The sequence below is a fragment of the Nonomuraea aurantiaca genome (assembly GCF_020215705.1).
In the GTDB taxonomy this organism is placed as follows: domain Bacteria; phylum Actinomycetota; class Actinomycetes; order Streptosporangiales; family Streptosporangiaceae; genus Nonomuraea; species Nonomuraea aurantiaca.
In genome coordinates this window covers 383,800-396,129 of the sequence record NZ_JAIWNB010000002.1, presented here as the reverse complement: position 1 = coordinate 396,129, position 12,330 = coordinate 383,800, and the positions used below count along the sequence as shown (strand labels likewise).

Here is a 12,330-nt window from a genome sequence, read left to right as displayed (position 1 = left end):
GCACCGTGGAGGCATGGAGAACACGATGAACAACCTCGCCGGACGACGGGAATGGCTCGGGCTGGGCGTCCTGGCCTCGGTGGCCCTGCTTCTCTCCCTTGACGGGAGCGTCCTCTACCTGGCGCTGCCACGGCTGAGCGCCGACCTGGGCGCGAGCGCGCCGCAGCAGCTGTGGATCCTGGACATCTATTCGTTCATGCTGGCGGGGTTCCTGGTCACGATGGGAACGCTGGGCGACAGGATCGGCCGCCGCCGGCTCCTGATGATCGGCGCCGCCTGCTTCGGCGCCGCGTCCGTCCTGGCCGCCTTCTCGGTCAGCGCCGAGATGCTCATCGCCACCCGTGCCCTGCTGGGCGTCGCGGGAGCCACCCTGATGCCGTCGTCGATGGCGCTGCTGCGCAACATGTTCCGGGATCCGAAGCAGATGGGCGCCGCGATCGGGATCTGGTTCAGCTGCTTCATGGTCGGCATGGCGCTCGGTCCCCTGGTGGGCGGCCTGCTGCTGGAGCACTTCTGGTGGGGCTCGGCGTTCCTGCTCGGCGTGCCGTTCATGGTGCTGGTGCTGGCGACCGGGCGGGCGCTGCTGCCCGAGTACCGCGACCCGGCCGCCGGGCGGCTCGACCCGGCCAGCGTCGCGCTGTCGCTGACCGCCATCCTGCCGGTCATCTACGGGCTCAAGGACGTCGCAAGGAACGGCGTCAACCCGCCGGCCGTCGCCGCGGTCGTGATCGGGGTGGCCGTCGGCGTGGTGTTCGTCCGCCGCCAGCGCCGCCTGGCCGGCCCGCTGCTCGACCTGCGCCTGTTCGGCAACCGCGCGTTCGCCGCCACCCTCGGGATCATGCTGCTCGGCGGCGTGGTCATGGCGGGCACCACGCTGATGTGCACGACGTACCTGCAGACGGTCGCCGGGCTGTCGCCCCTGAGCGCCGGGCTGTGGCTGGTGCCGCAGAACATCGTGATGATCGCCGCGCTGACGCTCGCCCCGGCCCTCGCCCGCCGGTTCGGGACGGCGTACGCGATGGCGGCCGGGCTGGTGGTCGGCGCCGTGGGGCTGTTCGTGCACACCCAGGTGCCCAGCGTCGGCGGTACGTGGCTGGTCGTGGCCGGCCTGATCCTCGCCTCGGCCGGGATCGCGGTGCCGATGGGGGCGGGCAACGGCCTGATCATGACGGCCGCCCCGGTGGAGAAGGCCGGTTCGGCGGCGGCGCTCGGCGAGACCTCCGGCGAATTCGGGGTGGCCGTGGGCGTGGCCGTGCTGGGCAGCCTCGGGACCGCCGTCTACCGCGGCCAGTTGCCGGACACGCTGCCGGTGGAGGGTGCCCGCGAGAGCATCACCGCCGCGGTGACGGTCGCCAAGGATGTGCCGGGCGTACTGGAGGTCGCCAGGGACGCCTTCACCACCGGGCTCAACGCGGTCGCGGCGGTCGGCGTGGTGGTCTTCCTGGTCCTCGCCGCCGTCACGATCGCCGTGCTCCGCCACCACGACCGTGCCGCGCAGGCGTCCGAGGCCCCGGCAGAGGTGCCGGTCACCGCATGACGTCCGCATCCCGTGAGACACCGGATCGGCTCGGCAGCCGGTCCGGTGTTCTGGTGTCTCCGGTGTTTCCAGTGTTTACCGGTCAGGCGGGCCAGCCCAGGTCGATCCCGGCCAGGTCCGTGCGCGAGGAGACGCCCAGCTTCGGGTACGCCTTGTACAGGTGGAACCCCACCGTCCGCGGGCTGAGGAAGAGCTGGGCGGCGATCTGCCGGTTCGTGACGCCCGTCGCGGCCAGCCGGACGACCTGTAGCTCCTGAGGGGTCAGCGTGTCGAGGGGTCCGGCTTGGCCGCCGGGCTCCGCGCTGATGCGTCATTACTACTGAGGGAGTCGCGGGCGGCGGTCGTGCACGCCCGCACCCTGCGACGGCCGACAGGCACTGAGCGGGCGCTCCCGGGGTCAGGCGCTGGGCGGCCGGTTGAGGGGTGGGGCCTTTCTGGCGGAGCCGCGGTAGAGGTCGGCGTCATAGCGCTGCTCGCCCTCGTCGAGCTTGGCGTTGGCGGCCGCCACCAGGTCGACCCCGAGCACGTCCGCCAGCCGTACCAGATAGAGCGTCACGTCGGCGAGCTCCGAGCGGACCCGGGCGAGCGCCTCGGGGTCGAGGTCGGCCGACTCGTCGGGGGTGAGCCATTGGAACTCCGCCAGCAGTTCCCCGGCTTCCCCTGCCAGCGCCATGGCGAGGTTCTTCGGCGTGTGGAACTGCTCCCAGTCCCGCGCACGCGCGAACTCCCGCTGCCGTTCGGCGAGTGGCTCCAACTCGTTCGTCACGCCTGACGACCTTAGCGCCCGCCCGTCACCTGTCGAGGAGGTCGTGGATCGCCTGGAAGACGGCGTCGGGGCGGCGGAAGATGATGGAGGCGTGGCCGACGCCGTCGACCAGGCGGTTCTCGCCGCGCGAAACCGATGCGGCCAGCGCGTCATAGAGTCGCCGCTTGCCGTCGATCTCCTCGCGGAGCAGCGATTCGGGGGTGCCTTGGGACACCGCTTCCTTGAAGGCGTCGATGCCCGTGGCGGTGAGCACGATCAGCGGCACGTCGGGCAGCCGTCCCGCCCCGCGTACCTCGTCGTGGAGCTGGTAGCGGTTGGCCGCCTCCTGGGCGCCGATCCCTATCCATTCCGGGCTGACATGGCGTTCGACGAGCAGTTCGCGGGTGGCCGCCGGCCAGTCGGCCAGCACCTGCGTGAACAGGCCGCGGTAGAACTGGATGACCTCGTCGGGCAGCTCGTCGGGAATCTCCTGGTCGGCGTCCCATTCGGCCCAGGTCTCGACCAGTTTCGGGGGCATGTGGGCGTCGTAGTCCTCATGTTCGGGTTCGACCAGGACCAGACCCGACACCTCGCCGGGGAAGCGCTGCGCGTAGTGGCGGGCGTACAGGCCGCCGAGAGAATGGCCGACCAGCAGGTACGGCGCGGGCACGCCGGCGACCTGCAGCAGCTCGCGCAGCTCGTCGGTGACCTCGATGGAGGTGCGCGGCAGCTCGACCCGGTCGCTCCACCCCGTCCCGGCACGGTCGTAGAGCACGCTGGTGGTGAGTTCGGCGGCTCTCTCCTGGACGTTCAGGAAGTCCATGCCGGACGATCCGGCCCCGGGCAGGAACACCACCGCCGGACTCCCGTCGCCCGATCGGTGCAGCGGCAACCGCCGGCCTCCCACCTCGTAGAACCGCCCCAGTGGAAGCGTCAATTGGTCCTCCATCGCTGAACCCCTCCTGTCACCGCATTGCTTTCCCAAGTTTGGGAACAATACCAGATATGGGATCGTACCCAGATGGACACGCTTGACCTGCTCCTGCACCCGGTACGGCTGCGCATCGTGCACGCCATGTCCGGCGGGCTGACCCGCACCACCTCCGACCTGTGCGCTCGGCTGCCCGACGTCCCCAAGACCACCGTGTATCGGCACGTGGGACTGCTGGCCGAGGCGGGAGTGCTGGAGGTGGAGGTCGAGCAGCGGGTGCACGGCGCCGTCGAACGCCACTACCGGCTACGCCGGACGCGGGCGGTGATCGACCGGGACGCGGCCGCGTCGATGTCCCTGGAAGACCACCGGCACGGCTTCGCCGCGGCCATGGCGGCCCTGCTCGCCGAGTTCAACGCCTACCTCGACCGGGAGAACGCCGACCCGACCGCGGACTCGGTGTCCTACCGGCAGTTCCCGCTCTGGCTCAACCAGGACGAACTCCGCGAAATGATCAGCGAGATGGTGGGCGTCATCATGCCCCGGCTACGGAACGAACCCGCACCGGACCGCAGCCACCACCTGCTGAGCACGATCTTCTTTCCGACCGAGTCACCGCCGACGGAATGATCTGCTGGTGTCAGGTATTGGCCGAGTCAGCCTGACGGTCATATGCCGAGACGATGGTGTCCAGGAGGCTGGGGAAGCGGGCGTCGAGATCTTCGAGGCGGAGTGTGGTCCAGCGGCGGTTGCCGTCCTCGCGCTGGCGGATGACGCCGGCATCGCGTAGCACCCGGAAGTGGTGGGTGAGCGTGGAAGGCGCGACGTCGACCGGGAAGGTGCCGCAGGCTCGCTCGGGATCGGCGCGCAGGGTCCGCACGATGGTCATGCGGGTGGGATCGGCGAGGGCGTGCAGAACATCCAGCACGTCAATGGCGCCGGCGTCCGGGTGAACCAGTGCCGCGCGGCGGCCGTGAGATCTGGGCATCTCGCTCCTCTTGTTCGACGAACATCGTACAACCATGATACGACTTTCGTTGTACGACGAACATCGAACAAGGAGCCTCGGATGCGCGCTTTGGTGATGACCGCACCCTCACAGGGATCGGACCGTACGGCTGTCCAGACGATCGACGAACCCCGTCCGGGGACAGGCGAAGTGACGATCGATGTCGCATACGCCGGGGTCAACTTCATGGACGTGATGGCCCGCCGCGGTGACCCTGGATACGCCTCCGCCTGGCCGTACGTGCCCGGCCTGGAGGTGTCCGGCCTCGTACGAGCGGTCGGCCCGGGTGTTGATCTCGAAATCGGACAGCGGGTGGCCGCGTTCACGCAAGGAGGCGGCCTGGCCGAAGTCGCACTCGCGCGAGCGCCGCTGACCGTCGCGGTACCGGACGGGATCTCGCTCGCGACCGCGGCAGGCGCCCCGATGGTCTTCTCGACCGCCCTGCTACTGCTGACCGACGCGGCTCGGCTCGGCCCGGGCGAGAACGTGCTGGTGCATTCGGCCGGCGGTGGCGTGGGCAGCGCGCTGGCGCAGTTGGTGCCCGAGTTAGGTGGCGGACTGCGCATCGGGACCGTCGGCCGTACGGACAAGATCGCCTCGGCTCGGAAGAGCGGCTATGACGCCGCGTTCGCTCGTGGTGATGATCTGGCCGAGGCGGTACGGACCGCCACCGGCGGGAGCGGCGTCGACGTCGTGCTGGACCCGCTGGGCACCAGCATGCTCGACGTCGATCTGGCGGTTACGGCGCCCGGCGGGCGGATCGTACTGTTCGGCAACGCCGGCGGCGGCCAGCCCGCTCCTCTCCCGCCCGCGGGGAGGCTGATCGGCGGCAACGTCTCGATCGGCGGTTTCAGCATCACCAGCCTGAGCGCCTCGGCACCGGAGCGCGTCACCGCGGCCCTGCGCCGCGTCCTGGACCTGATCGCCGCCGGTCGGCTCGATGTCGACGTCACCGAGGTGGATTCCCTCTCCGATGTGCCTGCGGTGCACCAACTGCTGGCCGATGGCCGCGGCCGGGGCAAGTACGTGGCACGAGTGGTCTCCACGAGCACGAAATAGCAGCTGCTTCGCCGACATCGTGTCTGAGAGGTCGGCGTCGTCAACGACGATGGCGGTCCCAGAGAGATCACCCCCGAAATCGTCGAGCACGGTTCTCCAGCCGCGGTGGATGGCCCCTAGCCCAACGTGATACTCGGTCCAGTCAGGGAAGCAGGTGGCCGCACGGGCGCAGCCGGTCCCTGCGTTCTGGAGAATCGTGCGCCCTTGCACGGAACGCAGGTACGCACGAGTGCCAAGGCCCTGACCAGCGCCGTTGAACGGATCCCTAGCCGTTCAAGCACTTCCACCTGCTGAGATAACAATCGAGCGTAGACTCGAAGACGTGACCGCCGCCCATGACTACGACGACGTACATCACCTCGTCGAGCAACTGACCCCCGACCAACTCGTCGAGGTCCGTGCCCATGCGCTCCGGCTGGTCACAGGTCGACGGACCTTCGTGCCGTGGAACGAAGCCAAGCGCACCGCCCAGCGCCTGCCACACATCGACCACGCCGAGTTCCGTAACGACGTCGACGCAGTGCTCGACCAGAACACCCTGCTCGGTGACGATCGGTGAGCAACCCGATCAACGTCCTGCTGGACACCTCTGCCATCATCGACCTCGAACAGCTCGACGATCAGCACATCGCCGACAACCTCGGTCGCCGACCCGGCGATCTTCGTCCAGCCATCAGCTCCATCTCCATGGCCGAGCTAGCAGCCGGTCCACACGCAGCCAAGACCTTCGATGAGCGGGCCATACGACAAGCAAGGCTGCAATGGGCAGAATCCACCTTCGACCCCGTCCCCTTCGACCACGACGCGGCCCGCTCCTACGGAATCATCTACGCCCTCGTCCTGAACCTTGGCCGCCAGCCCCGCAAGCGCCTCGCCGACCTTCTCATCGCATCGGTCACCGCAGCGAACAACCTCCCCCTGGTGACCCGCAACCCCGACGACTTCGCAGGACTGGATTCACACGTCCGGATCGTCGCCGCCTGAACCGGCCGACGGCCATCGAAGACGGTGGCGACCTTGGCGTCCTGATCACGCATGAGGAAGCGGAACGATCCTGCCCGCTCTCGGAGGTCGATCAGAAGCTTCCGTGCTCGTGGCGCACTCGAAAGCCAAGCTCACAGGTCGGCGTCGTGGACGAGGATGGCCGCCTGGACGCGGTTGGTCAGGCCGAGTTTGGCCAGCACCCGGCTCACGTGCGCCTTCACCGTCGCCTCCGAGAGGCGCAGGTCGCGGCCGATCTCGGCGTTCGACAGGCCGCGGGCGAGTGCTCTGATCACGTCCTCCTCGCGGCCGGTGAGCGCCGCGAGCTGCCTGCGGGCCGCGTCCGACCGCGAGGGCGCCCGGTCCACGAACGCGTCGATCAGTCGCCTGGTGACCGACGGGGAGAGCATGGCCTGGCCGGCGGCCACCGTACGGACGGCTGCGGTCAGGTCTCTGGGAGGCGTGTCCTTGAGCAGGAAGCCGACCGCGCCGAGCCGTAGTGCCTCGTGGACGTACTCGTCCAGGTCGAACGTGGTCAGCATGATCAGCTTGGGCGGGTCCGGGGCGGCCAGCACGCGGGCGGCGGCGGTCAGGCCGTCGGTGCCGGGCATCCGTACGTCCATGAGCACCACGTGCGGCCTGAGCCGGGCCGCCGCTCCGACGGCCTCCTCGCCGTCCCTGGCCTCGCCCACCACCACGATGTCGTCGGCCGTCTCCAGGATCATCCGCAACCCGGACCTGACCAGGGCCTCGTCGTCCACGACCAGCACCCGGATCATGCCGCGGCCCGCACGGGGATGTCGGCGGTGACGCGATAGCCGCCCTCCCGTCTGGGGCCGGCCGCCAGCGACCCCCCGAGGAGCTCGACCCGCTCACGCAACCCCGCCAGCCCCCACCCCGCTCCGGGCAGCGCCCGCTCCGCACCCGACTCGTCCGACAGCGCCCGTTCCGCACCGCGCTCGTTCGACAGCGTCGCGTCCCGCCCGTCCGGCAGCGACCGATCGGCGACCGGCCCGTCGACGGTGCCCCGGTTCAGGACCTCCACCTGGAGGGTGTCGTTCAGGAAGCGCACGTGTACGTCGGTGTGGGCGTCGCGGGCGTGCTTGTGCACGTTGGTGAGCGCCTCCTGAACCACCCGGTAGGCGGTCCGCTCCACCGTCGAGCCGAGCGCGCGGGGCCGGCCGTGGTCGTGCCTGCGTACCGAGATGCCCAGCGCGCGCGACTGGTCGAGGAGCCGGTCGAGGTCGGCCAGCGTGGGCTGCGGGCTGAGCTCGGCGGGCTGCTGGTTCGAGCGGAGTACGCCGAGCAGCTCGCGCAGGTTGGCGAGCGCCTCCCGGCCGATGTCGCCGATCATGGACGCCGTACGGGCCGTGGGCTCGTCGGCGGCCCGCACCTCCAGAGCCCCCGCGTGCAGCACCATCAGCGAGACCCGGTGCGCGACCACGTCGTGCATCTCCCTGGCGATGCGCGCCCGTTCCTGGGCCCTGGCCTGCTCGGCCCGCATGACCTGCTCGCGTTCGAGCCGGTCGGCCCGCTCCCTGGCGGCGGCCAGCACGTCGCGCCGGGCCCGGGTCCAGAGCCCGAACACGAACGGCAGCCCCACCAGCGCCATGGCCATCAGCGCCACGTTGGCGGGGGTCGCCGTGACCATCTCCCGGCGTCCGCCGATCAGGTCGCCGACGACGACGGCCGCGCCGAGCGCCACGGCGGTCCCGCCCAGGTAGCTCGCGATGCCGCGGGTGCCGCGCAGGGTCGTACCGGCGTAGTAGGAGGCGACCATCAGCGGCGGCCACATCACCAGCCACACGTAGAAGACGGCACCGAGCACGGCGAGCGGCCACCATGACCGCCGCGCCCACCACGCCGCCACGCCCGCGGCGGCCGCCGTCGCGACGAACACCGGCGACGTCATGCCGTCCGTCTGGTCGAACGGCACCGCGGACACCACGAACACGGCCGGCCCGAGCAGCACCGGCAAGCTGCCCTCGATCCGTCTGCTCACCTGCATGTTCGTCAGCCTATGGCGCGACGCGGGGCCGCCGCCCGAGCCGATCGTCGATCCGGACCGCTACGAAAGGAGGGGGTGCCGGTCGACTTCCCGGGCAAGCCGGGCCGGTGGGTCCGGGCCCAGGCTGGCCGTCATGAAACGACAACTGATCGTGGCCCTGGGCGTGGCCCTGCTGGCGACTCCGGCCGTACCGGCACAGGCACAGGCACAGGCCAAGACCGCAGGCACCTCGCTGCCCGCGCCCACCGGGAAGTACCCCGTCGGGCTGGCCTCCCTGCATCTGGTCGACGCCGATCGTCCCGATCCGTGGGTGCCGCAGGACGGGCCGCGGCAGCTCATGGTCTCCCTGTGGTACCCGGCCGCTAAGGCGGGCACGCGAGCCGCTCCCTACATGACGCCGCAGGAGTCGGCGCTGATCGTCAAGCCCTATCCGAACGTCCCCGCCGACACGCTGGCCAAGACCCGGACCAACGCCACGGTGAACGCGAAGCCCCTCGGACGCAGCTTGCCGCTCGTGCTCGTGTCGCCGGGTTTCAGCTTCCCCCGCGCGACGATGACCTCGCTGGCGGAGGACCTGGCCAGCAAGGGGTACCTGGTCGCGGCCGTCGAGCACACCTATGAGTCGGTGGCCACCACGTTCCCCGACGGGCGGACCACGACCTGCGCGGCGTGCGCGGGAGAGAACACCGAGGAGAGAGGGGCCGCGATCGCGAAGAGCCGGGTGCTCGACCTGTCGTTCGTGCTCGACCGGCTCACCGCGAAGAGCGGCTGGGGACGGCTGGTCGACCGGTCGCGGATCGGCGTGGTCGGCTTCTCGGCGGGCGGCAACGCGACCCCGCAGCTCATGGCCGCCGACAGGCGGGTGCGCGCCGGGGTGAACCTCGACGGGAGCTACAACCCGAAGCAGCCCACGGGGAGGGTACGCGGGCCGCTCCTCATGATGGGCACCAAGGGGAACCACACGCCGGCCGGGGACGTGTCGTGGGTCAACTGGTGGCCGAAGGTGAACGGGTGGAAGCGCTGGCTGTCGGTCGCGGACACGGACCACGCCTCGTTCACCGACTACGCGGTGATCAGGCCGCAGGTGGGCCTGCCCGCACCCGCGCTTGGCGGTGAGCGCACCGTGTCGATCACCCGGGCGTACGTCGGCGCCTTCCTCGACCGGCACCTGCGCCAGGAGCGGGAGTCGCTGCTGGACAAGCCGTCGAAGGACTTCCCCGAAGTGACGTTCTGGCGCTGAAAGTCATAGTGTCCCGAGAGCGTCGGTGAAGGCGTGCCCTTCCTCCTCCCCCCGAGCGTCTCGGGCTCTGTGACGGTCTGTCGTGGCTGGGGTTCCTGGGGAGTCACCTCCGGTCGCGTGACGAACCACCCCGGGGATCATCGCGGTATCGTGCCTGAGGTGAACGGGGTCGAGTTGTTCCTGCTCGGGCGGACGCTGATGAAGATCGGCGAGGAGGCCATGCCCACCGAGGGCATCGGCGAGCACTCCACCAGCGTCCGGACCGTCCTCATCGTCGTGAGCGACGTCCGGGAGCATCCCGACACCTCCGTGGGCGAGGTGGCGGCCCGCACCGGCCTGCCGCAGAGCGCCGTCTCCGCCGCCGTCGCGCGGCTGAAGTCCGTGGGCGCCCTGGAGACCATGACCGACCCCCGCGACCGGCGGCGCTCCCTGATCAGGGAGTCGCCGCAGGTTTCGGCGCGGGTGTCGGAGGTACGAGCCGCGCCGGTGGATGACGCCGTGGCCGCGGCCCTCGACACCGACGACCGGCAGGACATCGCCGAGACGGTCGAGATGCTGGAGGAGCTGGCCCGGCGCCTCATTCCCGGGACGCTCAGCCGTTAGCCGTACAAGGGAGTTGATCGACATCGAACGCACCGTGATCGACGGCAGGCTCGCCGAGGCGCCGGAGGTGACGCTGGCCGTATCGGCGAGATACGGGCACTTCACCGCGATGCAGGTCAGGCAGGGCCGGGTACGCGGCCTCGACCGCCACCTCGACCGGCTCGACCGGGCCACCGAGGAGCTGTTCGGCCGCCCGCTCGACCGCGGGCTCGTGGTCGACTCCATCAGATCGGCACTGGGCCTGGACCGGCGACCGGCGGCTGCGCCCGACGCGTCCGTACGGGTCTATGTGTGCGAGGTCGCCCGCCTGCACGTACTGGTGACCGCCAAGCCTCCCACCGACGTCGCCACCACCCCACGGAGCCTCAAATCGGTCCGCTACCAGCGCTTTCTGCCGCACGTCAAGCACACCGGCGGCTTCCCCCAGGGCTACCTGGGGCGGCGGGTGCAGGCCGAGGGCTTCGACGAGGCCCTGCTCACCGCGGACGACGGGGTGATCTCCGAGGGTTCGATCACCAATCTGGGCTGTTTCGACGGCACCCGGGTGATCTGGCCGGACGCGCCCATGCTGCACGGCATCACGATGCAGCTCATGGAGGCGGGGCTGACTCAGGCGGGTGTGCCGTACGAGAGCCGGGTGTTGCGGGTGGCGGATCTGCCGGACTTCGAGTCGGTGTTCGTGACGAACTCGCACGGTGTCGTGGCCGTGGGGCGGGTCGACGACCTGACGCTGAAGGTGGACGAGGCGGCGATGGGCCGGCTGATCGGCTACTTCGAAGGCATGCCCTGGGAAGAAATCCATCATTCTTGATACATCACTCTTGATGCATTACGGTGAGTGCCATGAAAACTGGCATGTTGCGGGTGGCCGGCGCACACCTCTACTTCGAGGTCCGGGGCACCGGCCCCGCCCTGCTGATCTCGCAGAGCGGCGAAGGTGACGCCGGACGCAGCGTCGACCTCGTGGACCGGCTCGTCTCCGACCACACGGTGATCACGTACGACCGGCGCGGGCTCTCGCGCAGCACCCTGGACGACCCGGCCAGGGGCGCGACCGTCGAGGAGCACGCCGACGACGTCCTGCGCCTGCTCGACCACCTGACCGGCGAACCGGTGACGATGCTGGGCATGAGCTTCGGCGCCACCATCGGGCTCCACCTGGTGGCGAGCGGCCGGCTGAGCAGGCTGATCGCGCACGAGCCCGTCGCGCCGTGGCTGCTCCCCCCTGACGAGCGCCTCGGCCACCGGCAGGAACTGGCCGAGGGGCAGGAGATCTATCGGCGTGACGGTCTGCCCGCCCTGCTCAAGGAGATCAGCAGGACACTCGGCATCGACCTGGCCGCCAAGGACATCGAGCCGGACCTGACCCCGCAGCCGATGACCGAGCAGCGGATCGCCAACTTCGGCTACTTCGTGGAGCACGACTGGACGGCGATCATCGCCGACCGCCTGGACCCCGCCACGCTGAAGGGCGCCCCGATCGTGCCCGTCGCCGGGAGCGCCACACCGCGCACGGTCTTCGACTATCGATGCGCCGAGGAGCTGGCGCGGCTGCTCGGCACCGAGCTCGTGCACTTCCCTGGCGGGCACAACGGCAACACCTCGCACCCCAGGGCGTACGCGGCCGCGCTACGCGAGGTCCTCGCGTAAGACGTCGCGTGGCTCTTTCGCGCAGTCGGGGGCCCTGGAACCCGCCGTCGCTTCCACCTTTCCCGAAATATCGCCGCTGTTGGTGAAGTGTCGGCGATCATCCCGGCATGGACGCTGCGGAATTCCGCCCCGAAGACCTCGAACGGATCACCGCCCAGGCGGAGGAGATGCTGCTCCGCGTCGAAGAGGTTCGCAAGGAGGTCGACGTGGTCGTCGGCCGGGGCACCGGCGCGGACGGGCAGGTGCGGGTGGCGGCCGGCGCCGACGGGCGGCTCGTCGAGCTGGCCATCGCCCCGCGCGCGATGCGCCTGGACAGCCAGAAGCTGGCCGAGGAACTGCTGCGGGCCGCCCAGCAGGCCCAGGAGGAAGCCGGCAGAAAGGCCAGGGAGGTCATGGCCGACACGCTCGGCGAGCCGATGCCGACCCAGCGGGAGCTCGACGACCGGTTCAGCCAGGTCCTCGAGTCCTTCGAATCATCGATGGACGAGCGCATGCGGGCCATCGACGAGCGGCGCCGGGGCACGACCTGACCGACACTTCGAGGTTGTTTGAAGAGTGCCCCCAGCC

At 70.1% G+C, this 12,330-nt stretch carries 15 protein-coding genes and 1 pseudogene; 10 read left to right on the top strand and 6 right to left on the bottom strand.

Annotated features, from left to right (window positions below; translation table 11 throughout):
* The first annotated feature begins 13 nt into the window (after window positions 1-13).
* On the top strand, window positions 14-1,537 hold the full coding sequence (locus LDL49_RS07385) for an MFS transporter (protein WP_225290174.1): 1,524 nt from the start codon (window positions 14-16) through the stop codon (window positions 1,535-1,537).
* Between the two features lie 82 nt (window positions 1,538-1,619).
* On the opposite strand, the pseudogene LDL49_RS07380 reads toward LDL49_RS07385, so the two are convergent.
* The 3 genes and pseudogenes from LDL49_RS07380 to LDL49_RS07370 form a co-directional block, all read right to left on the bottom strand.
* A pseudogene (locus tag LDL49_RS07380) lies at window positions 1,620-1,817 on the bottom strand (helix-turn-helix domain-containing protein); the annotation flags it as partial.
* Window positions 1,818-1,934: 117 nt separating this feature from the next.
* Complete coding sequence (locus LDL49_RS07375; protein WP_225290173.1) at window positions 1,935-2,303, bottom strand: nucleotide pyrophosphohydrolase; 369 nt, start codon at window positions 2,301-2,303, stop codon at window positions 1,935-1,937.
* Between the two features lie 25 nt (window positions 2,304-2,328).
* On the bottom strand, window positions 2,329-3,219 hold the full coding sequence (locus LDL49_RS07370) for an alpha/beta fold hydrolase (RefSeq protein ID WP_225290172.1): 891 nt from the start codon (window positions 3,217-3,219) through the stop codon (window positions 2,329-2,331).
* A gap of 84 nt (window positions 3,220-3,303) precedes the next feature.
* Here LDL49_RS07370 and LDL49_RS07365 point away from each other — a divergent pair, with 84 nt between their 5' ends.
* Window positions 3,304-3,843 (top strand): helix-turn-helix domain-containing protein, encoded by a 540-nt coding sequence (locus LDL49_RS07365; RefSeq protein ID WP_225290171.1) that lies wholly within the window; start codon window positions 3,304-3,306, stop codon window positions 3,841-3,843.
* A 10-nt stretch (window positions 3,844-3,853) separates the two neighbouring features.
* Here the strand turns inward: LDL49_RS07365 and LDL49_RS07360 are convergent, their stop codons facing one another.
* Window positions 3,854-4,201 (bottom strand): ArsR/SmtB family transcription factor, encoded by a 348-nt coding sequence (locus LDL49_RS07360; protein WP_225290170.1) that lies wholly within the window; start codon window positions 4,199-4,201, stop codon window positions 3,854-3,856.
* Between the two features lie 171 nt (window positions 4,202-4,372).
* Between LDL49_RS07360 and LDL49_RS07355 the strand changes: the two genes are divergently transcribed.
* From LDL49_RS07355 to LDL49_RS07345, 3 genes are all read left to right on the top strand, one after another.
* A complete protein-coding gene (locus tag LDL49_RS07355) occupies window positions 4,373-5,281 on the top strand; it encodes a quinone oxidoreductase family protein (RefSeq protein ID WP_308016087.1) in 909 nt (302 codons plus the stop codon).
* A gap of 322 nt (window positions 5,282-5,603) precedes the next feature.
* Window positions 5,604-5,840 carry a hypothetical protein gene (locus tag LDL49_RS07350; protein WP_225290169.1) on the top strand — a complete coding sequence of 79 codons (237 nt, stop codon included), beginning with the start codon at window positions 5,604-5,606 and terminating at the stop codon, window positions 5,838-5,840.
* Window positions 5,837-6,265, top strand: coding sequence for a type II toxin-antitoxin system VapC family toxin (locus LDL49_RS07345; RefSeq protein ID WP_225290168.1), 429 nt, complete (start codon window positions 5,837-5,839; stop codon window positions 6,263-6,265). The genes LDL49_RS07350 and LDL49_RS07345 overlap by 4 nt, the downstream gene beginning before the upstream one ends.
* A gap of 131 nt (window positions 6,266-6,396) precedes the next feature.
* Here the strand turns inward: LDL49_RS07345 and LDL49_RS07340 are convergent, their stop codons facing one another.
* Both LDL49_RS07340 and LDL49_RS56725 read right to left on the bottom strand, forming a co-directional pair.
* A complete protein-coding gene (locus LDL49_RS07340) occupies window positions 6,397-7,041 on the bottom strand; it encodes a response regulator (RefSeq protein ID WP_225290167.1) in 645 nt (214 codons plus the stop codon).
* Window positions 7,038-8,270, bottom strand: coding sequence for a sensor histidine kinase (locus tag LDL49_RS56725; RefSeq protein WP_263654709.1), 1,233 nt, complete (start codon window positions 8,268-8,270; stop codon window positions 7,038-7,040). Before LDL49_RS56725 ends, LDL49_RS07340 begins: the two co-directional genes overlap by 4 nt.
* Before the next feature lie 133 nt (window positions 8,271-8,403).
* Between LDL49_RS56725 and LDL49_RS07325 the strand changes: the two genes are divergently transcribed.
* The 5 genes from LDL49_RS07325 (at window position 8,404) to LDL49_RS07305 (ending at window position 12,293) form a co-directional block, all read left to right on the top strand.
* Window positions 8,404-9,510, top strand: a complete 1,107-nt coding sequence (locus tag LDL49_RS07325; protein ID WP_225290166.1) for an alpha/beta hydrolase family protein — start codon at window positions 8,404-8,406, stop codon at window positions 9,508-9,510.
* 159 nt (window positions 9,511-9,669) lie between these two features.
* Window positions 9,670-10,113: a MarR family transcriptional regulator gene (locus LDL49_RS07320; RefSeq protein ID WP_225290165.1), complete on the top strand. Its 444-nt coding sequence runs from the start codon at window positions 9,670-9,672 to the stop codon at window positions 10,111-10,113.
* A gap of 13 nt (window positions 10,114-10,126) precedes the next feature.
* The gene (locus LDL49_RS07315; protein ID WP_225290164.1) at window positions 10,127-10,924 is read left to right on the top strand and encodes an aminotransferase class IV; all 798 of its coding nucleotides are present in this window, start codon (window positions 10,127-10,129) and stop codon (window positions 10,922-10,924) included.
* 32 nt (window positions 10,925-10,956) lie between these two features.
* Window positions 10,957-11,763 (top strand): alpha/beta fold hydrolase, encoded by an 807-nt coding sequence (locus LDL49_RS07310; RefSeq protein WP_225290163.1) that lies wholly within the window; start codon window positions 10,957-10,959, stop codon window positions 11,761-11,763.
* A 107-nt stretch (window positions 11,764-11,870) separates the two neighbouring features.
* Entirely contained in the window at window positions 11,871-12,293 is a 423-nt protein-coding gene (locus tag LDL49_RS07305; RefSeq protein WP_225290162.1) for a YbaB/EbfC family nucleoid-associated protein, read from the top strand.
* Window positions 12,294-12,330: the final 37 nt, after the last annotated feature.

What these genes read in the sequence shown, in the direction of transcription:
- LDL49_RS56725 (WP_263654709.1), bottom strand. Translation starts at nt 8,270, where the DNA reads ATGCAGGTGAGCAGACGGATCGAGGGCAGCTTGCCGGTGCTGCTCGGG.
- LDL49_RS07385 (WP_225290174.1), top strand. Translation starts at nt 14, where the DNA reads ATGGAGAACACGATGAACAACCTCGCCGGACGACGGGAATGGCTCGGG.
- LDL49_RS07310 (WP_225290163.1), top strand. Translation starts at nt 10,957, where the DNA reads ATGAAAACTGGCATGTTGCGGGTGGCCGGCGCACACCTCTACTTCGAG.
- LDL49_RS07325 (WP_225290166.1), top strand. Translation starts at nt 8,404, where the DNA reads ATGAAACGACAACTGATCGTGGCCCTGGGCGTGGCCCTGCTGGCGACT.
- LDL49_RS07365 (WP_225290171.1), top strand. Translation starts at nt 3,304, where the DNA reads ATGGACACGCTTGACCTGCTCCTGCACCCGGTACGGCTGCGCATCGTG.
- LDL49_RS07340 (WP_225290167.1), bottom strand. Translation starts at nt 7,041, where the DNA reads ATGATCCGGGTGCTGGTCGTGGACGACGAGGCCCTGGTCAGGTCCGGG.
- LDL49_RS07305 (WP_225290162.1), top strand. Translation starts at nt 11,871, where the DNA reads ATGGACGCTGCGGAATTCCGCCCCGAAGACCTCGAACGGATCACCGCC.
- LDL49_RS07360 (WP_225290170.1), bottom strand. Translation starts at nt 4,201, where the DNA reads ATGCCCAGATCTCACGGCCGCCGCGCGGCACTGGTTCACCCGGACGCC.